Here is a 21,879-nt window from a genome sequence, read left to right on the forward strand (position 1 = left end):
TCTGCGAAGGAGCATCATGACGCACCACGACGAGACCGCGCTGCTCGAGGGCGTGCACGGCGCGCTGTACATCGATGGCGAGTGGGTCGCCGGCGAGGACGGCACGATCGACGTGACCGACCCGTCCACCGGCGAGGTCATCAAGACGATCGCGAACGGCTCGGTCGCCGACGGCGTGCGCGCCCTCGACGCCGCCGTCGCCGCGCAGGACGACTGGGCCCGCACGCCCGCACGCGTGCGCGGCGAGATCCTGCGCAAGGCATGGGAGCTGCTGCAGGAGCGCAAGGAGGACTTCGCGCTGCTCATGACCCTCGAGATGGGCAAGCCGCTCGCCGAGGCGCGCGGCGAGGTCGCCTACGGCGGCGAGTTCCTGCGCTGGTTCTCGGAGGAGGCCGTGCGCATCGGCGGCCGCTACGCGCAGAACCCCGAGGGCACCGGCCAGATGATCGTGACGCACCGCCCCGTGGGCCCGTGCTACCTCATCACCCCGTGGAACTTCCCGCTCGCGATGGCGACGCGCAAGATCGCCCCCGCGATCGCCGCCGGCTGCACCGCGGTCGTGAAGCCCGCGACGCTCACGCCGCTCACGACGCTCGCGTTCGCGCAGCTGCTCGAGGACGCCGGCCTGCCCAAGGGCGTCATCAACGTCGTCACCACGAAGTCGACGGGCGCGCTCACCGACCGCATCATGAGCGACGACCGCCTGCGCAAGGTGTCGTTCACGGGCTCGACGCCCGTCGGCGTCGGCCTGCTGAAGCAGGCGGCCGACAACGTGCTCAAGGCATCCATGGAGCTCGGCGGCAACGCCCCGTTCGTCGTGTTCGAGGATGCGGACCTCGACAAGGCGGTCGAGGGCGCGATGCTCGCGAAGTTCCGCAACATCGGCCAGGCGTGCACGGCGGCGAACCGGTTCATCGTGCACGAGTCGGTCGCCGACGAGTTCTCGGCCCGCATCACCGAGAAGGTCAAGGCCATGAAGGTCGGCCGCGGCACGGAGGACGGCGTGCAGATCGGCCCGCTCGTCGAGCAGAAGGCCGTCACGAACGCCGTGCGCCTCGTCGACGAGGCCGTCGCCGCCGGCGCCGTCGTCACGACGGGCGGCAAGGCGATCGAGGGCGCGGGCTCGTTCTTCGAGCCGACGGTCATCGACCGCGTCTCTGCCGACATGTCGGTGTCGGTCGAGGAGATCTTCGGACCCGTCGTCGGCATCCAGCGCTTCTCGACCGAGGCGGAGGCGGTGTCGCTCGCGAACGCGACCGAGTACGGCCTCGTCGGCTACGTCTTCACGCAGGATGCGGCGCGCGGCCAGCGCATGATCGACCTCATCGATACGGGCATGATGGGCCTCAACGTGGGCGTCGTGTCGAACGCGGCCGGCCCGTTCGGCGGCGTGAAGCAGTCGGGCCTGGGCCGCGAGGGCGGCGCCGAGGGCATCTACGAGTACCTCGAGACGAAGTACACGCTCATGCCCAACCCCTACGCCTGATCCCGCGCCTCCGGGCGCCAAACCTTTGGAGGTTCTCGGCCCTTTCTGACATCAGAAAGGGCCGAGAACCTCCATTCGTCTGCCGGGTTGAGGGTTTCGGCCCGATGTGACCTCGCATCGGGCCGAAGCCCTCAACGCTGGGCGACGAGGAGCTGGTGCTCGGCGAGCTCGCGGTAGAGCGGGCTCGAGGCGAGCAGCTCGGCGTGCGTGCCCGTGGCGGCGACGCGGCCCTGGTCGAGCACGACGATCTGGTCGGCGTCGACGACCGTCGACAGGCGGTGGGCGATGACGAGCAGCGTGCGGCCCGCGGCGACCTCGTCGATCGCGCCCTGCAGCTGCGCCTCGTTGCGGCCGTCGAGGCTCGACGTCGACTCGTCGAGCAGCAGCACCGCCGGCGCCGACAGCAGCGCGCGGGCGATCGCGAGCCGCTGGCGCTCGCCGCCCGACAGGCGCACGCCGCGCTCGCCCACGACCGCATCCAGCCCCTCGGGCGAGCGGTCGACGACCTCGCGCAGGTTCACGCGCCCCAGCACCTCGAGCAGGCGCTCGTCGGTCGCGTCGGGGGAGGCGAGCAGCAGGTTGTCGCGGATGGTGCCGGCCAGCACGGGCGCATCCTGCTCGACGTAGCCGATGCCGGCGCGCAGCGCGCGGCGCTCGACCGAGCGCACGTCGCGGCCGCTCACGACGATGCGACCGTCGGTCGGGTCGTAGAACCGCTCGACGAGCGCGAAGAGCGTGGACTTGCCTGCGCCCGACGGGCCCACGATGGCCGTGCGCGTGCCGGGCGCGACCGTGAACGACACGTCGTGCAGCACCGTGGGCGACTCGACCGGCGCATCCTCGTCCGCCGCATCCGCCGACGCACCGTCGGCCTCGAGGCGCGAGCGCACGACCGACTCGGGGTAGCGGAACGAGACGCCCTCGAACGCCACCGCGTCGCCCGTGGGGGCCTCGTCGACGGCGAGGTCGCCGGCGTCCTCGGGGGCGAGGCGCACGATCTCCTGGATGCGGCCGAGCGCGCCGAGCGCCGTCGACACCGCGGTGACGGCGCCGATCATCTGGCCGAGCGGGAAGATCATGTACGACAGGAACATCAGGAAGCCGACGAGCGCGGCGATCGACAGGTCGCCCGTCGCGACGCGCAGGCCGCCGACGCCGATGACGACGAGGAACGCCACCTGCACGGCGATGCCCGCGATCGGCACCACGAGGGCCGAGATGCGCGCGACGCGTACGCCGGCGTCGAACGCGGCCTCGCTGCGCTCGCCGACGACGGCGACCTCGCGGTCGGTCGCGTTCGACGCGCGCACGGTGCGCACGGCCGAGATCGCCCGCTCGAGCGCGCTCGTGAGGTGGCCGACCTGCTCCTGCGCCTGTCGCGTGGCGCGCGTGAGCATCGGCATGACGACGAGCACGGCCGCGAACGCGACGACGACGACGAGCAACGTGAGGCCGAAGAGCGCGGGGTCGATGACGAGCATCGCCACGATGGCGCCGACGAACGTCAGCAGGCCGCCGACCGACTCGACGAGGCCCTGCGTGAGCACGGCGCGCAGCAACGTGGTGTCGGAGCCGACGCGCGAGACGAGGTCGCCCGTGCGGCGCTGGTCGAACTCCGCGATCGGCAGGTGCAGCAGGCGCGCGACGAGCTGCGTGCGCGTGCGCAGCACGACGTGCTCGCCGAGGATCTGCAGCAGGAAGTGCTGGAAGCCGCCGAGCGCCGCGTCGGCGAGCACGAGGATCACGAGCACCCACGGCAGCCAGCGCAGCGGCTCGGAGTCCTGCACGGCCGTGATGATCTGCTGCACGAGCAGCGGCTGCACGAGGCTCGTGACGGCGCCGAGCACCGACAGCACGAGCGCGCCCGCGAGCAGGCCCTTCTTGGGGAAGAGGTAGGGGAGGAGCTCCCGCACGGATGCCGTGGGGCCGCCGTCCTGCTTGGGTCGCCGCAGGAATCCTCGTCGCTCGCTCATCGACATCCATCCTCCCACCGCGGGCATGACCTGCCCGCCGGATGCGGTGTCGGCGGCCGGGGCTACAGTGAGTGCTCGTGCCCGCCGTCATCTCCGCAAGAGGACTCGTCAAGCGCTACGGCGACTTCACCGCCGTCGATGGCATCGACTTCGACATCGAGCAGGGGGAGTCGTTCGGCTTCCTCGGCCCCAACGGGGCCGGCAAGTCGACGACGATGCGCATGATCTCGGCCGTCTCGACGCGCACCGACGGCACGCTCGACGTGCTCGGGCTCGACACGAACGACCACGGGCCCGAGATCCGCGCGCAGCTGGGCGTCGTGCCGCAGGCCGACACGCTCGACACCGAGCTGCGGGCGCGCGACAACCTCGTCGTCTACGGCCGCTACTTCGGCCTGCCGCGCGCGGTCGTGCAGCAGCGCGCCGACGAGCTGCTCGCGTTCGCGCAGCTCGAGGAGAAGGCGAAGGCGCGCGTCGACGACCTCTCCGGCGGCATGAAGCGGCGCCTCACGATCGCGCGCGGCCTCATGAACGAGCCGCGCATCCTGCTGCTCGACGAGCCCACGACGGGCCTCGACCCGCAGGCGCGCCACATCCTGTGGGATCGCCTCTTCCGGCTCAAGGAGCGCGGCACGACGCTCGTGCTCACGACGCACTTCATGGACGAGGCCGAGCAGCTGTGCGACCGCCTCGTGGTCGTCGACCACGGCCGCATCGTCGCCGAGGGCAGCCCGGCGTCGCTCATCCGCGAGCACTCGTCGCGCGAGGTGCTCGAGGTGCGCTTCGGCTCGAGCCGCAACGCCGAGGCCGCCGCCGCGATGCAGGGCATCGGCGACCGCCTCGAGGTGCTGCCCGACCGCATCCTCGTCTACGCGCACGACGGCGACGCCGCGCTGCAGGCCATCCATGCGAAGGACCTCAAGCCCATCACGAGCCTCGTGCGACGCTCGAGCCTCGAGGACGTGTTCCTCAGGCTCACCGGCCGCACGCTCATCGAATGAGCGCTGCGACCAGCGCCCAGGCCGACCAGGTGGCGCTCGGCATCGCCGCGGCGCGCCGCTCGCGCCGGCTCGGCTGGTGGTACGTCGCCGAGCAGCGCATCCGTGCCATGCGCGCGTACGTGGGCACGTGGATCGGCCTCGGGCTCGCCTCGCCGTTCCTCTACGTCGCGGGCCTGGGCTTCGGGCTCGCGATCGTCGTGAACGACGCGCAGGGCGGGCAGGACGTCGGTGGCGCCGACTTCCTGCTGTTCCTCGCACCGGCGCTCGTGCTCGGCTCTGCGATGCAGACGGCGGCGCAGGAGTCGACGTACGGCGTCTTCGGCGGCTTCAAGTGGGTGCCGATCTTCCTCGCGATGCGCTCGAGCCCCGTGAGCCCGGCGCAGATGGTCGTCGGGTACACGATCGGCACGCTCGTGCGCGTCATCCCGCTGTCGATCGTCTACGTCGTCGCGATCTGGCTGCTCGGCGTCACCGACTCGCCCCGCGCGCTGTGGCTCGTGCCGATCGCCTGGATGCTCGTGCTCGCCGTCGCCCTGCCGGTCACGGCGTGGGCGGCGCACCAGGAGCAGGACCGCGGGCAGCTGAACTTCATCGACCGATTCGTGACGCTGCCGCTCATGCTGTTCTCGGGCACGTACTTCCCGCTCGAGACGCTGCCGTGGTTCCTGCAATGGATCGGATGGATCTCGCCGCTGTGGCACGCGGTCGACCTCGGCCGCTGGGCGCTGTACGGCGCTCCGGTCGCGGCGTGGCTGCTGGCCGTGCACGTCGCCGTGCTCGTGGGCTTCGCCGTCGTCGGCTTCCTGCTCGCGGTGAAGGTGTTCCGGAGGAGGCTCGACCTGTGACCGTGCACACCAGCGAGCCGCTGCTGACGCAGCGCCCCCGCGGCCCGCTGTCGGGCATCTACGCAGGCAACGCGCGTGCCGTCATCGGCCGCGGCATGCACGTGATGCGTCGCAACAACCTCACGGTCGTGGTGTCGGGGTTCTTCGAGCCGATCTTCTACCTGCTGTCGATGGGCATCGGCCTCGGCACGCTCATCGGCGTGCTCGAGTACCGCGGCGTCGAGGTGCCGTACGCCGCGTACATCGCGCCGGCGCTCATGGCGGTGTCGGCGATGAACGGCGCCGTCTTCGACTCGACGATGAACGTGTTCTTCAAGATGCACTACGGCAAGCTCTACGACGGCATGCTGTCGACGTCGCTCGGCCCGCTCGACGTCGCGCTCGGCGAGATCTTCATGGCGCTGTTCCGCGGCTTCCTCTACGCGTGCGGCTTCATGGCCGTGACGACGATCATGGGGCTCAACCTGTCGCCGACGGCGCTGCTCGCCATCCCTGCCGCCGTGCTCATCGCGTTCGCGTTCGCGAGCCTCGGCATGGCGATCACGAGCTACATGAAGACGTTCCAGCATCTCGACTACGTCTACTTCGTCATGATGCCGATGTTCCTGCTGTCGGCCACGTTCTTCCCCATCGAGGTCTACCCGCCGACCATCCAGTGGATCATCATGGCGATGCCGCTGTGGCACGGCGTCGACATGATGCGGCAGCTCACGCTCGGGGTCGTCGACTGGTCGCTCGCGATCCACGTCGGCTACCTCGCGGTGATGTCGGTGCTCGGCATCGTCTTCACGACGTCGCGGCTCAAGGCGCTCTTCCTGCGCTGACGCCGCACGGCGGTCACGGCACCGGCGTGCCGACGCCCGCGTCGTGCCAGCCGGAGACGGGGTCGTCGACGTCGTCGGCGAGCGGATCGCCCGTGCAGGTGTCGACGAGCACCGTGACGGTGCCGAGGGTCGCGGACTCGACGACGAGCTCGGTCGTGCGGCCGCCGTCGCAGTCGCCGAGGATCGTGACGTCGCCCCGCACCCGGCTCGACAGCAGCGCGTCGAGCTCGGCGAGCGCGGCGTCGTCGGTCACGAGGTAGGTGGCGCTGTCGAAGTCGGGCAGCGCCTGCGTCTGCGCGTAGGTGGCCGACTCGGCAGCGAGCATCGGCATCTGCGTGCACGCGGGCAGCGGATGCACGGCCACCGCGCCGCAGGGCACGTCGGGCTCGATGACGTCGGGCGTGACGACGCAGCCGCCGAGCGCGAGCGCTGCGGCGGCGAGCGGAGCGACGACGATGAGGCGGATGCTGCAAGCCATGTCGGCGACGCTACGCCGCGCATCCGCACGCCACCCGCGACCTGCGCGAACGACAGGAGGGGATGCGATCCGCATCCCCTCCGAGTCGTCGATCCCGCCCCAACCGGGGGCGAGGCTCGTGCGTCAGGCCGACGTCGTGTTGACGTAGTCGTTGTCGCGCGTGTCCTTCGACACGAGCAGCACGACGAGCGTGATCGCTGCCGCGGCCGACAGGTAGAGGCCGACGAGCAGCGGCGAGCCGCCGGCGGCACCCCAGAGGGCGACGGCGACGAACGAGGCCGGTGCGGCGCCGATGACGCTCGACAGGTTGTACGCGAGCGCCGAGCCCGTGTAGCGCACGTTCGCGGGGAACAGCTCGGGCAGGAACGCCGCCATCGGGCCGAACGTGAGGCCCATGAGCGTGAAGCCGAGGATGAGCGCGAGCATGATGCCCACGAAGCCGCTGCCGAACAGCGGCACCCACAGCAGGCCGAACACGACGATGAGCGCCGAGACGCCGGCGAGCATCCACTTGCGGCCGAAGCGCTCGGCGAGCGGGCCGGCGACGAGCGTGAAGATGCCGAAGAACACGACGCCGATGATGAGCAGCCAGAGGAAGTCGATGCGCTGGAAGCCGAGGCCCGGCACGAACGTGTCGGGGTTGAACGGCTGGCCGGCGGCCTCGGCGGCGGCGGCCGCCTGCTCCTCGGTCGCGGCACGGGTGCCGAACGTGAGCGTGAACGTGGTCATGAGGTAGAAGAGCACGTACGTCGCGAACATGATGAGCGTGCCCTGGATGAGCTGCACCCAGTTGTGCTTGAAGACGCGGCCGAGCGGCACCTTCACGACCTCGTTGCGCTCGACGACCTTCGTGAACGCGGGCGTCTCGATGAGCTTGAGACGCACGTAGAGGCCGACGGCGACGAGGATCGCCGAGAGGAGGAACGGGATGCGCCAGCCGAACTGCTGGAACTGCTCGGGCGTGAGCGTGTAGGTGATCGCGATGAAGATCGTGTTCGCGAGGATGAATCCGATGGGGGCGCCGAGCTGCGGGAAGGTGCCGTAGATGGCGCGCTTGCCAGCGGGGGCGTTCTCGGTGGCGAGCAGCGCGGCGCCCGACCACTCGCCGCCGAGGCCGAGGCCCTGGCAGAAGCGCATGAGCGCGAGGAGCGCGGGGGCGGCGATCTCCCAGCCGGGCGTGAGCGCCGTCGGCAGGCAGCCGATGAGCACGGTCGCGATGCCCATCGTCAGCAGCGAGGCGACGAGGGTGGTCTTGCGGCCGATGCGGTCGCCGAAGTGGCCGAAGAGGATCGAGCCGATCGGGCGGGCGACGAAGGCGACGCCGAACGTCGCGAGCGACGACAGCAGCTGGGCCGTCTCGTTCTCGGCCGGGAAGAAGAGGGCCGGGAACACGAGCACGGCGGCGGTCGCGTAGATGTAGAAGTCGTAGAACTCGATCGACGTGCCGATGAGGCTCGCGAAGATGACCCGGCCGCGCGAGTTCGCGGGCTTCTCGGCGGTCGTGGTGGGGGATGCGTCAGCCATGAGGCTCCTTCAGAAGTGCTGGGAAGAGCCTAGCCACGCGGATGTGCGGCGGTGCGCACGCGCGGCTGCGCGTCGTCAGGCGTCCTCGGCCGCCCACTCGGCCACGAGCTGCCCGAGCGCCTGGTCTCGGCCGGTCGCGCCGCACGACGATGCCTCGAACGTCGCGGTCGCGCCGGTCGCATCGGTCGCGATCACCGACGTGGTGGTCGTCCACACGCACTCGATGTCGTCGGGCTCGGTCTCGGGCTGCGTGAGCACGTCGGCGAGGGCGGCGAGCGAGGCGGCGTCGGCGCGCTGCAGCCCTGCGGTGCCGTCGCCGAGCGGCCCCTCGGACTGCACGGCGGTCGCGAGCGTGAGGCCGGCGTCGAGGTCGAGGCTCGGCCCGGTGCCGGGCTGGGGGATCGGCGGGTGCTCGACGGTCAGCTCGTCGGCGGCGATCCAGCTGGCGACGAGCGCGTCGACCTCGCGCTCGAAGTCGCTCGAGTCGTCGTCGAGCCGGAATCGGATGTGCACCGCCTCGCCGGTCTGCAGCGTCCAGTACGTGAGGCTCGTGCGCTGCCCGTCGGCGTGGATGGGCTCGTCACCCTGGTCGCCGAACGCGTCGTGCTCGACGATGAGCGCCTCGAGCGCGGCGAGGTGCTCGGGATGGTCGACGCGGTACGTCGTCGGCGCCGTGACGTCGTCGGGGTCGTCGTCCTGCGAGACGAGCGCGCGATCGATGAACGGCTCGTGGTGCGTCGTCTCGGGCGCGGGCCCCGCGACGCACGCAGCGAGTGGCACGACGAGCACGGCGATCGCGACGGCGATGACGGCTCGGATGCGGGGCATGCGGCGACGCTACGCGCCGCCGCCGGGAGCGCGCGGGGCACCGCATCCGCATCCCGTGCGAGTCACGTGCGGACTCGACGCGAGCGAGGCAGCGTCAGAGCGCGCGGATCGCCAGCGCGGCGCCGACGGCGGCCTCGGCCGCCTTCGCACCCGTGTCCTCCTTCGAGCCGGGCAGGCCGGCGCGGTCGATGCCCTGGCTCTCGTCGTCGATCGTGAGCACGCCGAAGCCGACGGGCTTGCCCGTGCGGATCGCGACGTCGGTGAGCCCGGCGGTCGCGGCGTGGGCGATGTAGTCGAAGTGAGGCGTGCCGCCGCGCAGGATGACGCCGAGCGCCACGACGGCGTCGGCGCCGCGCTCGAGCGCCGCCTGCGCCACGACCGACAGCTCGAAGGCGCCGGCGACGGGGATCTCGGTCACGGTCGCGCCCATCGCCGCGAGCGAGCGGCGCGCGCCGCCCAGCAGGCCGCCGGCGATGAGGTCGTGCCACTGGCCGTAGACGATCGTGACCTGCAGCCCTGAGGCGTCGAGGTCGAGGTGCGGTGCGCCGGAGCCGGCCATGTCAGTCTCCCGTCGTGATGGGTGCGGCGACGATCTGCTCGGGCAGCACGTGCCCCATGCGGTCGCGCTTGGTCTCGAGGTAGCCCTCGTTGAAGTCGCCGACGCCGACGACGAGCGGCTCGCGCGCCGCGATGGCGATGCCGTGCCGCTCGAGCTGCGCCGCCTTCTCGGGGTTGTTCGACAGCAGGCGGATGCTCGCGAGGCCGAGCTCGCGCAGGATGGCCGCGGCGGCGCCGTACTCGCGGGCGTCGGCGGGCAGGCCGAGGGCGAGGTTGGCGTCGAGGGTGTCGAGGCCGTCCTCCTGCAGGCGGTACGCCTTCAGCTTGTTGATGAGGCCGATGCCGCGCCCCTCCTGGCCGCGCAGGTACACGACGACGCCCTCGCCGGCCTCGTGGATGCGCTGCAGCGCTGCGTCGAGCTGCGGCCCGCACTCGCACTTCAGCGAGCCGAACGCCTCGCCCGTGAGGCATTCCGAGTGGATGCGCACGAGCGCGCCGTCGGCGACGGGGTGGCCGGCGACGATCGCGACGTGGTCGGCGCCCGTCACGAGGTCGCGGTAGGCGAACATGCGGAAGTCGCCGTGCACGGTCGGCACGGTCGTGCACACCTCGTACCGCACGCGGGTCGCGAGCGCGGGGTCGACGGGCGCGATGGTGGCGACGGCGCCGGCGTCGAGATGGGCGACGAGGTCCTCGATCGTCACGACGACGAGGTCGTGCTCCTCGCCGAACGCGATGAGCGAGGGCAGGCGACGCATCTCGCCGGTGTCCTCGACGAGCTCGCCGATGACGCCGACGGGCTGCAGGCCCGCGAGGGCGAGGAGGTCGACGGTCGCCTCGGTGTGGCCGGGGCGCACGCGCACGCCGCCGTCGACGGCGCGCAGCGGCACGACGTGGCCGGGGCGACGCAGGTCGCCGGGGCCCGAGGCCGGGTCGGCGAGCACGCGCAGCGTGTGCGCGCGGTCGTCGGCGGAGATGCCCGTCGTGGCGCGGTCGGCGGCGTCGACCGTCACCGTGTACGCCGTCTGGCGCAGGTCCTCGTTCGCCTCGACCATGAGCGGCAGCTGCAGCCGGTCGGCGACGGCGCCCGTGAGCGGCGCGCAGAGGAAGCCGGAGGAGTGGCGCACGAGGAACGCGATCTGCTCGGGCGTCGCGAGCTCGGCGGCGAGCACGAGGTCGCCTTCGTTCTCCCGGCCCTCGTCGTCGACGACGACGACGGGGCGGCCGTCGCGCAGCGCGCGCACCGCCTGCTCGATGGTGCCGATCATGCCTGCGCTCCTGCGGTCGTGATGCGTCCTGCCTGCTCGAGGCGCAGCATGCGTGCCACGTGGCGCGCGACGACGTCGGTCTCGACGTTGACGCGGTCGCCGGGCACGAGCGCCCCGAGTGTCGTGGCCTCGAGGGTCTCGGGGATGAGCGACACCTCGAGCCACTGCGCAGCCTCGGTCTCGTCGCTCAGGCCCGAGACCGTGAGGCTCACGCCTTGCAGCGTGATGGATCCCTTGCGCGCCACGTAGGGCGCGAGGTCGTCGTCGAGCGTGAGGCGCACGCGACGCCACGCGTCGCCGTCCTCGGTCTCGAGCACCGTCGCGGTGCCGTCGACGTGGCCCTGCACGATGTGGCCGCCGAGCCGGTCGCCCACCTGGGCGGCGCGCTCGAGGTTGACGCGGTCGCCGACGGCGAGGTCGCCCAGCTGGGACATGCGCAGCGACACCGCCATGACGTCGGCGGTGAAGGCGTCGGCCGTCTGCTCGACGACGGTGAGGCACAGGCCGTTGACGGCGATGGAGGCGCCGTGGGTGACGTCGGAGACCGCGAGCGGTCCGCGCACGGTGAGCCTGGCGGAGTCGCCGTCGTGGTCGAGCGCGACGACCTCGCCGATCTCCTCGATGAGCCCGGTGAACATGGGGTCAGCCCTCCTTCGCCGCGGTGGCGGCAGGTCGGATGGTGGCGGGTCGTGGGATGGCGCTGACGAGCAGGTCGCGGCCCAGGGCCTCGACCTGCACGTCGTCGAGCAGCAGCTGCTCGTCGATCGTGGCGACGCCGACGTCACCCATGGCGGTGCGCGGTCCGCCCAGCAGCGTGGGCGCGACGTAGCAGTGGATGCGGTCGGCGAGCCCGGCGGCGACGACGGCGGAGGCGAGCGTGGGCCCGCCCTCGACGTAGAGCGACTGGATGCCGTGCTTCGTCCACAGCTCGCGGAGCCACTCGTTCGGGAGGCCGTGGACGTGGAGGTGGCGGCGTGGGTGGTCGCGGAGGCGTGCGAACGACGGCACGCTTCGATGGCCGACGACGACGGGCACCGGCTGCGGCGTCGCGGGGTCGTCGCTGCCGTCGGCGAGCGGCACGCGGGCGGTGAGCTGCGGGTCGTCGGCGATGAGGGTGCCGGTGCCGACGGCGATGGCGTCGTGGAGCGAGCGCTGCCGGTGCACGTGCGCGCGGGCGTCGGGGCCGGTGATCCACTGGCTCGTGCCGTCGGCGGCGGCGGCGCGACCGTCGAGCGACTGCGCCCACTTCACGGTCACGCGAGGGCGCTCGTGCTGCAGCGCGAAGCGCCAGCCGTCGATGAGGGCCTCGGCATCGTCGTCGGGCGCGTGCACGACGTCGACGCCCGCGTCGCGCAGACGCTGCGCGCCGCCCGACGACGCCTTGCCTGGGTCGACGACGGCATAGACGACGCGGGCGATGCCGGCGTCGATGAGCGCCTCGGCGCACGGGCCCGTGCGACCGGTGTGGTTGCACGGCTCGAGCGTCACGACCGCCGTGGCGCCACGCGCGGCGCCGCAGGCGAGGTGCGACAGCGCGTCCACCTCGGCGTGCGGCGTGCCCGCGCCCCGGTGCCAGCCCTCGGCGAGCACGGCGCCGTCGGCGGCGAGGATGACGCAGCCGACCTGCGGGTTGTGGCCTCGCGGACCCTGCGGCGCGAGCGCGACGGCCAGTCCGAGCGCGGCGCGCTCGGCACCGGTCGGGGCGGCTGCCGCCACCTGTCCTGTCGCCACGAATCCTCCGGCGTCGAGGCCGTGGGCGCGCGGAAGCATCCCACCTCGGAGTGTCACTTCCATCCGGACTCTCACCGTCGGTGCAGGAATTCCACCTGCTCGGCCTCCCGGGATGGGAGGTTCGCGGACTCTGACCGCCGGTTCAGACTTGCACTGACCCCGTGAGCACTCGACGTGTATCGGAAGCCTACAACTCGCGCCCGTCGGGGTTCATTCCCGATCGTCTCGCGGCGCAACCCACCGGCTGTTGGGAGCCGAGCGCCCTACCGCAGCCCGATCGCCCGGTACGCGCGGTCGAGCGTCGCCTCGGCGACCTCCGACGCGCGAGCGGCGTTCGAAGCGAGGATGCGGTCGAGCTCGGCCGGGTCGGCCAGCAGCTCGAGCGCACGCTCGCGGATCGGCGCGACCTCGGCGACCACCGCATCCGCGACCTCGGCCTTGAACGCGCCGTACTGCTGGCCCTCGAAGCGGGTCTCGAGCTCGGGCACGGGCGTGCCCGTGATCGACGAGAGGATCGTGAGCAGGTTCGTGACGCCGGGCTTCTGCTCGCGGTCGGCGCGCACGACGCCCTCCATGTCGGTCACGGCCGAGCGGATCTTCTTCGCGACCTTCGTCGGCTCGTCGAGCAGCGACAGCAGGCCCTTGTCGGTCGCGGCCGACTTCGACATCTTCGCCGTTGGCTCCTGCAGGTCGTAGATGCGCGCCGACTCCGCCTGGATGACGGGCTTCGGCACGACGAACGTGTCGCCGAAGCGCGCATTGAATCGGGTCGCGAGGTCGCGGGTGAGCTCGACGTGCTGCTTCTGGTCGTCGCCGACGGGCACGGCGTCGGTGTCGAACAGCAGGATGTCGGCGGCCATGAGGATCGGGTAGGTGAAGAGGCCGACCGACGCGGCGTCGGCGCCCTGGCGGGCCGACTTGTCCTTGAACTGCGTCATGCGGCTGGCCTCGCCGAAGCCCGTGATGGTCGACAGCACCCACGCGAGCTGCGCGTGCGCGGGCACGGCCGACTGCACGTAGAGCACCGAGCGCGACGGGTCGATGCCGGCGGCGATGTACTGCGCGGCGACGGTGCGCACCTGCTCGCGCAGCACCTTCGGGTCCTGCGGCACGGTGATGGCGTGCAGGTCGACGACCGAGAAGGTCGCGTCGTACTCCTCCTGCATCCTCCTCCACTGGAAGATGGCGCCGATGAGGTTGCCGATGTGCAGCGAGCCCGACGAGGGCTGCATGCCCGAGTAGAGGCGGGGCTTGGTCATGGTGGTTCCTCGGATCTCAGGAGCGCGTGGAGCTCAGAGCGCGTAGTCGACGACGACGGGAGCGTGGTCGGACCATCGCGTGTCCCACGCGCTCGCCTTCGCCACCTCGTAGTGGGTGACGGTGGCGGCGAGCGCCGGGGTCGCGAGCTGGTAGTCGATGCGCCAGCCGGTGTCGGTGTCGAACGCACGGCCGCGCTGCGACCACCACGTGTAGGGGCCGTCGACGTCGCCGGACTGCGCACGGCCCACGTCGACCCATCCCTGACCCTTGCCGCGCACGCCGTCGACGCCCGTCACGAGCTTGCCCTCAGGCCCGAGGATGCGGTCGAGGTGCGAGCGCTCCTCGGGCAGGAAGCCCGCGTTCCTCCGGTTGCCCTTCCAGTTGCGGATGTCGCGCTCGGTGTGGCCGACGTTGAGGTCGCCCATGACGACGGCGAGGTCGGTCGTGGCGCGCACCTGGGGGAGGCGCTTGAGCATGGAGCCGAGGAAGCGCATCTTGTCCTCCTGCTTCGGCGTGCCCGCCTCGCCGGAGTGCACGTACGCCGAGATGACGGTGAGGACGCGGTCGTCGTCGAGCGCGAAGTCCGCCTCGAGCCAGCGGCCCTTCGTGTCGAACGTCTTGAGCCCGATGTCGGTGCGGTGGCCGATCGACGGCATGCGCGACGCGACGGCGACGCCGGCGCGGCCCTTGGCGGTCGCGGCGTCGTGCAGCACGTGCCAACCCTCGAGGATGCGCAGCACGTCCTCGTCCTGCGCGCGCACCTCCTGCAGGCAGAGGATGTCGGGCTTCGCCTCGTCGAGCCACTCGAGCATGCCCTTGCCCGATGCTGCCCGGATGCCGTTGACGTTGACGGACACGATGCGCATGCCCCGAGCCTATCGGCGCGCCACCGACAGGGCGGCGGCGCTCAGCGCTTGCGCGCCTGCTTCGCGAGGCGCCTCTGCAGGGACTTCGCGAAGAGCCCCTGCTTGGGGTCGTCCTTCTTGCGCTCGGCGATCTCGGCCTTGATGGCGGCGCGGTCGGCGCGCAGCTCGGCGATCGCGTCCTCGCGCGCGTTCATCGCATCCACGTGCTGCACGTACTCCTTGCCGGTCTCGCCGACCGCGAGCCACGAGAGCGCGACGAGCAGGATCTGGTTCACGAAGCCGAGCCACACGAGGATGCCGAGGATGGCGGCGAACGACGCGACGAGCGGGTTCGAGCCGCCCGTGAGCAGCAGCGCCGCGAACTGCTTGAGCACGGCGAAGGCGACGGCGCACGCGAGCGAGGCGCCGATGAGCTGCGACCAGGGCAGCCGCAGCCGGCCGGCGAAGCGGTAGAGCAGCGCGACGATCGCGGCGTCGAGCGCGAGCTGCGCCAGCAGACCCACGACCTGGCCGACGCCGCCGATGCCGAGCGCGTCGGCGACGGCGCTCGTGACGACGAGCAGCGCGGCCGAGGCGAGCACGAGCAGGCCGATGCCCACGGCGACGCCGAGGTCGCCCGCCTTGAGGGCGATGGCGTTCGAGCGCACGTCGGGCAGATGGAACACGGCCCGGAAGCCCTCGCGGCTCACGCCGATCCAGCCGATCGCCGTGATGAGGATGGCGACCGCCGCGATCGCGGATCCCCAGCTCAGCACGCTCGACTGCAGCAACGTGTCCACCGGGATGACGCCGCCCTCGCCCTCGGGGCCCGTGCCGAGCAGCCCGGGCACCGATCCGGCGACGGCCTCGATCACCCGGTCGCGCAGCGCGTCGTTGCCGCCGAGCACGGCCGCGAAGATCGCGAAGCCGATGAAGAGGGCCGCGAAGAGCGACAGGAAGGCGCTGAGCGTCATGCCCTGCGCGAAGACGGGTCCCTTCGCCGCACCGTAGTGCTGCAGAGCCCGCACGGGTCGCGACCCGATGATGCGTTGCGCCGTCGTCGTCACCGCAAGGCCCCCATCCGTCGCGTCCCCTGACCGCTTCGACAGCGTAGTCTTGCGGCATGGCAGAGCTGCGTGGAGTCGGTGTCGGTCGCGGAATCGCTGCAGGCGTGGTACTGCGGATGCCGGAGCCCCTGGCTCCGCCGTCGACGGAACCGCTCGTCGGCGACGCCGCCGACGAGACGCAGCGCGTGCAGACGGCGCTCGCCGAGGTCGCCGCCGAGCTCTCGGAGCGCGGCCGCGCAGCCGGTGGCGAGGCGCAGGAGGTGCTCGAGGCCGCGTCGCTCATGGCGCAGGACCCGGCGCTCGCCGACGACATCGCCGGCCGCATCGGCCAGGGCACGAACGGCGAGCGCGCCGTGCACGACGCGTTCGACCAGTTCAAGACCATGCTCATCGCGCTCGGCGGCTACATGGCCGAGCGCGCCACCGACCTCGACGACGTCTCGCAGCGCGTCGTCGCGCGCCTGCGCGGCGTGCCCGCGCCGGGCGTGCCCGAGTCCGACGTGCCCTTCATCCTCGTCGCGCGCGACCTCGCGCCCGCCGACACCGCGACGCTCGACCTCGAGCGCACCCTCGCGCTCATCACGCAGGACGGCGGCCCCACGAGCCACACCGCGATCCTCGCCCGCTCGAAGTCCATCACGGCCGTCGTGGGCGTCGAGGGCCTCCTCGGCGCCGTCCAGGACGGCACCCGCGTCGTCGTCGACGCCAAGACGGGCGCCGTGACGCTCGACCCGTCGGATGCCGAGGTCGAGGCCGCGACCGCCGAGGCCGCCTCGCGCGCCGCCCGCGCCGACGCCCCGATCACCGACGGCGCGCTCGCCGACGGCACGAAGATCCCGCTGCTCGCCAACGTCGGCCGCCCCGAGGATGCTGCGAAGGCGCTCGAGCTCGGCGCCGAGGGCGTGGGCCTCTTCCGCACCGAGTTCCTCTTCCTCGACGCGAAGCAGGCGCCGACCGTCGCGTCGCAGACCGACTCCTACACGCGCATGCTGCAGGCGTTCGAGGGCAAGAAGGTCGTCGTGCGCGTGCTCGACGCCGGCGCCGACAAGCCGCTCGCCTTCCTCAACGACGCCGAGGAGGAGAACCCGGCGCTCGGCCTGCGCGGCATCCGCGCCCTGCGCGCGAGCGAGCAGATCCTGCGCGACCAGCTCGAGGCGCTCGCCGCCGCCGACGCCGCGACGAACGCCGACCTGTGGGTCATGGCGCCGATGATCGCGAACCAGGAGGAGACGGAGTACTTCGTCGCCCTGGGCCGCGAGCACGGCCTCAAGACCGTCGGCGCGATGGCCGAGGTCCCCTCGATCGCCGTGCTCGCCGACCAGGTCATGGAGGCGGCCGACTTCGTGTCGATCGGCACGAACGACCTCACGCAGTACACGTTCGCCGCCGACCGCATGCTCGGCACGGTCGCGTCGTTCCAGGACCCGTGGCACCCCGCCGTGCTGCGCCTCATCCAGCTGCTCGGCGACGCCGGCACCGAGGCGGGCAAGCCCGTGGGCGTGTGCGGCGAGGCCGCGGCCGACCCCGCGCTCGCGGTCGTGCTCGTGGGCCTCGGCGTCACGACGCTGTCGATGAGCCCCGCCGCGTTCGCCGACGTGCGCGCCGAGCTGCTCGAGCACACGATCGAGCAGGCGAAGGCCAAGGCGGCCGCCGCGCTCAAGGCGACGTCGGCGCAGGGCGCGCGGGACGCAGCCGCGGCGGCGTGACCTCCCCGCCGCGGTACCTCGCGCTGCTCGATCAGCTGCGGGGTCTCGCGGCGGCCTCGGTCGTCGTCGCCCACCTCGTCGGAGGGTTCCTCGCCGACCACGGGCGCGACTGGCCGCCCATGACGCTGCTGCGTCGGTTCGCGCTCGACCCGCTCGTGATCGTGCAGGACATGGGGTGGCTCGGCGTCGCCGTGTTCTTCCTCATCTCGGGCTACGTCGTCACGCAGGCCAGGCAGCGCGAGCGGGCGTGGGCGTTCGGCGTGCGCCGCATCCTGCGCATCTACCCGCCGCTCATCGCGACGATCCTGCTCGTGCTGGCGATCACGCCGGCGCCGACGCCAGCGGGGCTCTCGGTCGTGAGCGCGGGTGCGGGCGTCGAGGACTGGCTCGTGGCAGGCACGCTCGCGAACTACGTGCTGCCGGGCTTCACGCCCATCGTCGGCGTCGCGTGGACGCTCGCGGTCGAGGTGGTCTTCTACGCGCTCGTCGCGGCGATCGGATGGCTGCGCGGCCGCGCCGTGTGGCTCATGCCCGTGCTCATCCTCGTCGTGTGCGCGGCAGCGGTGCTCACGGCGCGGTCGTTCGGCGACGTCTACTTCCTCGTCGCGGCGAACCTGTCGTACGTGCCGCTGCTCGTGCTCGGGCAGCTGACGTTCCTCTGGCACCGCGGCCAGGTGCGCGCGTGGGTGGCGATCGCGCTGGGCGTCGCGGCGTGGGTCGTGTTCGTGCTCGGCCTCGAGGGCATCCAGCCGATCTTCCTCGACCCGCCGACGTCGTACGGCCCGAGCCTGCTGCTGGCCGGGGCGCTCTTCGCTGGCGCGATCGCGCTCGAGGGGCGGCTGCGGTCGCGTCGGGCGTTGCGGGTGCTGGCGGCGCGCAGCTACAGCCTCTACCTCGTGCACGGCCCCGTGGGCCTAACGGTGCTGTGGATGGTGGTGCTCGAGCTCGGCCTGCCGTACGAGCTGGGGCTCGCGCTCGCGCTCGCGGCGGTCGCCGCCGCGACGGAGCTCGTGCACCGTGCCGCCGAGGTGCCGGGCATCGCGATCGGCAGGCGCATCACGCGCTCCGCGCCGTCGGTGCGCGGCACGGCCGTCGCGGCGTCGACCGACGCGTCGGCGCCCGCCGCGACCTGACGTCAGCCGCGGGCGCGGCGCACGGCGTCGCCGAACGCCTCGGCACGGTCGCGCTCGAGCTCGATCGGCTCGACGACCTCGGCGCGGGCGACGTCGGCGACCGCCGCGCGCAGCCGTCGCCGAGCGCGAGCGCGCCTGGCGGCGCCGATCGCACCGCCGAGCGCCGCGCCCAGCAGCCCCGTGAGGATGCCGAGCAGCACGCCGGCGGCGATGAGCAACGTCGGCACGGGCCAGCCCTGCTCCACCGGCACCTCGGGCGCGGGCAGGCTCCAGATCGGCAGCAGCGCGGCCGCGAGCAGCCAGCCGACGCCCACGAGCGCGGCGCCGAGCGCGATCCACTGCACGATCGCGAGCACGACCCACCACCACGAGCCGCGGGCACCGAGGTCGGTGCGGGCGACGGCGCGGTCGAGCGCGTCGGGCACGACCGCGAGCGCCTCGTTCGCCGCCTGCCGCACGGCGGCGCGCCAGCCGTCGCCGAGCCCCTCGGAGGCGGCGTCGCCGTACGCGCGCACGGCGAGCGACGCCTGCGCACGCTCGGCCGACGACTGCGGCGGCAGCGCCGTGCGGTGCACGTCGGCATCCCGGCCGCGCGCTCTGGTCGACGGCAGCAGATGGAGACGGCGCAACGGGTCGGCGCGCAGGCGCAGCAGCCACGCCGTGAGGATCCAGCCCGTCGTCTGTCCGGCGCGCTTGCGGTAGCTCGCGCCCGCGGCGCGCGAGACGGCGTCGACGCGTGCCGCGGTGGCGAGGCCGTCCGTGAGCCGTGCACGCACCGGCGCGGCGACCTCGGGCGCGATGTCGGGCGCCTCGAGCCTGCCGGCGGCCGCGGCGACGTCGGCGGCGAGCCGTGCCGACTGCGCCGCGCGCTCGCGCGCGAACCTGGCGATCGTGGCGCGCACCGCATCCACGCCCTCGCCCGTCGCGGCGCTCGCCGGCAGCACGCGCACGTCGGCGAGGCCGTCGGCGGCCAGCAGGCCGCGCAGCGACGCCACGACGTCGGGCACGGTACCCGCCGGCAGCAGGTCGACCTGGTTGAGCACCGCCGCCGTCACGGCGCCGTGCGTCGCGAGCGGCGCGACGAACGAGCGATGCAGCACGGCGTCGGCGTACTTCTGCGGGTCGACGACCCACACGAGCACGTCGACCTGGCCCGCGAGACGTTCGGCGATCGCGCGGTGCTGCGGCTCGACCGAGTCGAAGTCGGGCAGGTCGAGCAGGATGAGCGAGAGCGACTCGTCGCCCGCGAACGGGGCCTCGACGTGACGGCGGTCGGTGACCTGCAGCCAGTCGAGCAGCGCCGCCGACCCCCGCGCGCCCCACACGGCCGCGAGCGGCTCGGAGGTCGTGGGCCGACGCACGTGCGCCCTCGCGAGCTGCTCGCCGACCACGGCGTTGAGCAGCGACGACTTGCCGGAGCCCGTCGCGCCGAAGAAGCCGACGACGGTGTGCTCGCTCGACAGCGCGCGCCGCGACGCCGCCCGCTCGAGCACGACGCGGATCGCCGCGACGTCGGCGTCGTCGATGCGGCCCGCGCCGAGCTCGGCGGCGTCCTCGAGCGCCTCGAGCGCCGCGTCGAGCGTCACGCGCGTCCCTCGGCGGCGTCGGTGGCGACGGTCGCCATCGCCCGCTCGAGCGCGTGCGACGCATCCTCGAGCTCGGCGGGCGTCGTGCCGTCGCGCACCGGGTCGAGCAGCGGCGCGTAGCGGGCGGCCTCCTCGGCGAGCAGCGCGCGCACGCGCTCGTCGAGGTCGTCGCGCGCGTCCTTCGCCATGCGGCGCACGGCATCCTCGCCGAAGATCGTCTCGAGCAGCTTCTGCCCGACGATCGCCGAGCCGCCCGCGATGGCGATCTCACCGCCCGTGAGCCCGCCGGTCGACGCGAACACGATGACCATGAGCGTCACGGTGACGGCATTGAGGCCGAGCGAGAGGATGCGCGCCTTCACGCGCTTGTCTCCCGCCTGGTCGGAAATGCGCTGCACGAGCGCGGCCTGCCACTCGCGCACGAGCCGCGAGGTGCGTGCCGCCACGTCGTCCGACTCGCGCGACAGGTCGACGTCGGCCGTCAGCCACCGCCCCGCCTGCGTCGCCCGCACCCGCTGCCACGCGTCGCCCGCAGCGCCGCCGGCCTCGTCGACGACGACGGCGTGCAGCCCGTGCTCGATGGCCGTCTCGACCTGCACCACCGACGCCGGCCTGCCCTGGAAGAAGGCGCCGATGCGGTCGCGCGTGCGCGAGAACCAGCCCTCGATCGTGCGGAACACGTCGGACGTGCCCACGAAGTCCTGCCACCGCGCCAGCACCTCGCCGCGCAGCAGCGTGCCATCGCTCGTCGCGGCGTGGATGCGGTCGGCCGCGTCGTCGTACCGGCTCTGCACGACGCGGGCGAGCTCGTCGGCCGCGGCGACCTGCAGCGTGCGCGCCGCCGCGACCTCGCGCGCTGACGCCGCGAGCCTCGTGACGGCGCCGCCGAGCGTGCGGCCCGCGATGCGGGCGCGCTCGGCCCGGTCGCCGGCGATGCCCGCGAGCCACGCGCGGATGCCCGCGACCGCATCCGCAGGCAGCATGCCGAGGTCGTCGAGCGGCGACTCGACGACCGTGAAGATCGGGGCGGCACCGAGGCCGCGCTCGCCGAGCATGCGCCGCAGGTCGCCCTCGACCTCGGTCGCCGCGGCGGCGGGCACGCGGTTGAGCACGACGCCGACCGTGACGTCGCGACCGGCGGCATCCTCGAGCGCCGCCCACGGCACCGCGTCGGCGTAGCGGTTGGCGGTCGTGACGAAGAGCCACAGGTCGGCGGCGGCCAGCAGCTGGCCAGCGAGGGCGCGGTTCTCGTCGGCGACGGAGTCGAGGTCGGGGGCGTCGACGATCGCGAGCTCGGCGGGCACGCGCTCGTCGCCCACGAGCACGACCGCCCCGATTTTCGTGGCATCCGGCTCCTCGCCCGCGGCGCTCGCCGGCAGCGGCGTCGCGCGCACCTCGCCCGTGATGCGCGCGAGATCGGGCAAGATGCGCGTCGACGCGAACCAGCCGCGGTCGCTCGGCGCGTGCAGCAGGATCGGCTGCCGCGTCGTAGGACGGATGACGCCCGTGCGCGTCACGGGCAGGCCCACGAGCGCGTTGACGAGCGTCGACTTGCCGGCACCCGTCGAGCCGCCGACGACGGCGAGCAGCGGGGCGTCGAGGTTCGCGAGGCGCGGCTCGACGTAGTCGTCGACCTGCTTGAGCGCGCGCGATCGGAGGTCGCGCGCCGCATCCACGCCTTCGACCGCGAGCGGCAGGCGCGTGCCGTCGAGCGCGCGACGCAGGGCGCCCAGGCGCTCGAGCGCGGCGATGGTGGCGTCGGTCAC

At 72.8% G+C, this 21,879-nt stretch carries 19 protein-coding genes and 1 riboswitch; of the genes, 6 read left to right on the forward strand and 13 right to left on the reverse strand.

What is annotated here, in order from left to right; all coding sequences use genetic code 11:
- Positions 1–16: 16 nt before the first annotated feature.
- Positions 17–1,486 (forward strand): NAD-dependent succinate-semialdehyde dehydrogenase, encoded by a 1,470-nt coding sequence (locus BLQ67_RS11680; protein WP_092505254.1) that lies wholly within the window; start codon positions 17–19, stop codon positions 1,484–1,486.
- Between the two features lie 131 nt (positions 1,487–1,617).
- Here the strand turns inward: BLQ67_RS11680 and BLQ67_RS11685 are convergent, their stop codons facing one another.
- Entirely contained in the window at positions 1,618–3,459 is a 1,842-nt protein-coding gene (locus BLQ67_RS11685) for an ABC transporter ATP-binding protein (protein WP_231945038.1), read from the reverse strand.
- 77 nt (positions 3,460–3,536) lie between these two features.
- Here BLQ67_RS11685 and BLQ67_RS11690 point away from each other — a divergent pair, with 77 nt between their 5' ends.
- The 3 genes from BLQ67_RS11690 to BLQ67_RS11700 are packed head-to-tail and all read left to right on the forward strand — an operon-like array spanning position 3,537 to position 6,129.
- Positions 3,537–4,460, forward strand: a complete 924-nt coding sequence (locus BLQ67_RS11690; RefSeq protein WP_092506918.1) for an ABC transporter ATP-binding protein — start codon at positions 3,537–3,539, stop codon at positions 4,458–4,460.
- Entirely contained in the window at positions 4,457–5,305 is an 849-nt protein-coding gene (locus tag BLQ67_RS11695) for an ABC transporter permease (protein ID WP_092505258.1), read from the forward strand. Before BLQ67_RS11690 ends, BLQ67_RS11695 begins: the two co-directional genes overlap by 4 nt.
- On the forward strand, positions 5,302–6,129 hold the full coding sequence (locus tag BLQ67_RS11700; protein ID WP_407922471.1) for an ABC transporter permease: 828 nt from the start codon (positions 5,302–5,304) through the stop codon (positions 6,127–6,129). The genes BLQ67_RS11695 and BLQ67_RS11700 overlap by 4 nt, the downstream gene beginning before the upstream one ends.
- Before the next feature lie 13 nt (positions 6,130–6,142).
- On the opposite strand, the gene BLQ67_RS11705 is transcribed toward BLQ67_RS11700, so the two are convergent.
- The 10 genes from BLQ67_RS11705 to BLQ67_RS11750 all read right to left on the reverse strand — a co-directional run bounded on the left by BLQ67_RS11705 (position 6,143) and on the right by BLQ67_RS11750 (position 15,649).
- On the reverse strand, positions 6,143–6,607 hold the full coding sequence (locus BLQ67_RS11705; protein ID WP_092505260.1) for a hypothetical protein: 465 nt from the start codon (positions 6,605–6,607) through the stop codon (positions 6,143–6,145).
- 123 nt (positions 6,608–6,730) lie between these two features.
- Complete coding sequence (locus BLQ67_RS11710) at positions 6,731–8,131, reverse strand: MFS transporter (protein ID WP_092505262.1); 1,401 nt, start codon at positions 8,129–8,131, stop codon at positions 6,731–6,733.
- Between the two features lie 75 nt (positions 8,132–8,206).
- Positions 8,207–8,959, reverse strand: a complete 753-nt coding sequence (locus BLQ67_RS11715) for a hypothetical protein (RefSeq protein ID WP_092505264.1) — start codon at positions 8,957–8,959, stop codon at positions 8,207–8,209.
- A 94-nt stretch (positions 8,960–9,053) separates the two neighbouring features.
- Entirely contained in the window at positions 9,054–9,518 is a 465-nt protein-coding gene (gene ribH, locus BLQ67_RS11720; RefSeq protein ID WP_092505266.1) for a 6,7-dimethyl-8-ribityllumazine synthase, read from the reverse strand.
- A gap of 1 nt (position 9,519) precedes the next feature.
- Positions 9,520–10,785: a 3,4-dihydroxy-2-butanone-4-phosphate synthase gene (gene ribB, locus BLQ67_RS11725; RefSeq protein WP_092505268.1), complete on the reverse strand. Its 1,266-nt coding sequence runs from the start codon at positions 10,783–10,785 to the stop codon at positions 9,520–9,522.
- Positions 10,782–11,423 carry a riboflavin synthase gene (locus BLQ67_RS11730; protein WP_092505270.1) on the reverse strand — a complete coding sequence of 214 codons (642 nt, stop codon included), beginning with the start codon at positions 11,421–11,423 and terminating at the stop codon, positions 10,782–10,784. The genes ribB and BLQ67_RS11730 overlap by 4 nt, the downstream gene beginning before the upstream one ends.
- A 4-nt stretch (positions 11,424–11,427) precedes the next feature.
- Positions 11,428–12,516, reverse strand: a complete 1,089-nt coding sequence (gene ribD, locus BLQ67_RS11735; protein ID WP_231945039.1) for a bifunctional diaminohydroxyphosphoribosylaminopyrimidine deaminase/5-amino-6-(5-phosphoribosylamino)uracil reductase RibD — start codon at positions 12,514–12,516, stop codon at positions 11,428–11,430.
- A gap of 48 nt (positions 12,517–12,564) precedes the next feature.
- Positions 12,565–12,687: riboswitch (FMN riboswitch) on the reverse strand.
- Positions 12,688–12,779: 92 nt separating this feature from the next.
- Complete coding sequence (trpS, locus tag BLQ67_RS11740; protein ID WP_092505274.1) at positions 12,780–13,775, reverse strand: tryptophan--tRNA ligase; 996 nt, start codon at positions 13,773–13,775, stop codon at positions 12,780–12,782.
- Between the two features lie 33 nt (positions 13,776–13,808).
- Entirely contained in the window at positions 13,809–14,642 is an 834-nt protein-coding gene (locus BLQ67_RS11745; RefSeq protein WP_092505276.1) for an exodeoxyribonuclease III, read from the reverse strand.
- 41 nt (positions 14,643–14,683) lie between these two features.
- Entirely contained in the window at positions 14,684–15,649 is a 966-nt protein-coding gene (locus tag BLQ67_RS11750; protein WP_157674825.1) for a YihY/virulence factor BrkB family protein, read from the reverse strand.
- Positions 15,650–15,744: 95 nt separating this feature from the next.
- Here BLQ67_RS11750 and ptsP point away from each other — a divergent pair, with 95 nt between their 5' ends.
- Both ptsP and BLQ67_RS11760 read left to right on the forward strand, forming a co-directional pair.
- Positions 15,745–17,394 carry a phosphoenolpyruvate--protein phosphotransferase gene (gene ptsP / locus BLQ67_RS11755; RefSeq protein WP_092505280.1) on the forward strand — a complete coding sequence of 550 codons (1,650 nt, stop codon included), beginning with the start codon at positions 15,745–15,747 and terminating at the stop codon, positions 17,392–17,394.
- Positions 17,391–18,527 carry an acyltransferase family protein gene (locus BLQ67_RS11760; RefSeq protein WP_092505281.1) on the forward strand — a complete coding sequence of 379 codons (1,137 nt, stop codon included), beginning with the start codon at positions 17,391–17,393 and terminating at the stop codon, positions 18,525–18,527. Before ptsP ends, BLQ67_RS11760 begins: the two co-directional genes overlap by 4 nt.
- Positions 18,528–18,529: 2 nt before the next feature.
- On the opposite strand, the gene BLQ67_RS11765 is transcribed toward BLQ67_RS11760, so the two are convergent.
- Positions 18,530–20,113, reverse strand: a complete 1,584-nt coding sequence (locus tag BLQ67_RS11765) for a GTPase (protein ID WP_092505282.1) — start codon at positions 20,111–20,113, stop codon at positions 18,530–18,532.
- Positions 20,110–21,879 carry a dynamin family protein gene (locus BLQ67_RS11770; protein WP_092505283.1) on the reverse strand — a complete coding sequence of 590 codons (1,770 nt, stop codon included), beginning with the start codon at positions 21,877–21,879 and terminating at the stop codon, positions 20,110–20,112. Before BLQ67_RS11770 ends, BLQ67_RS11765 begins: the two co-directional genes overlap by 4 nt.

It is taken from the genome of Agrococcus jejuensis (assembly GCF_900099705.1).
Taxonomy (GTDB): Bacteria; Actinomycetota; Actinomycetes; order Actinomycetales; family Microbacteriaceae; genus Agrococcus; species Agrococcus jejuensis.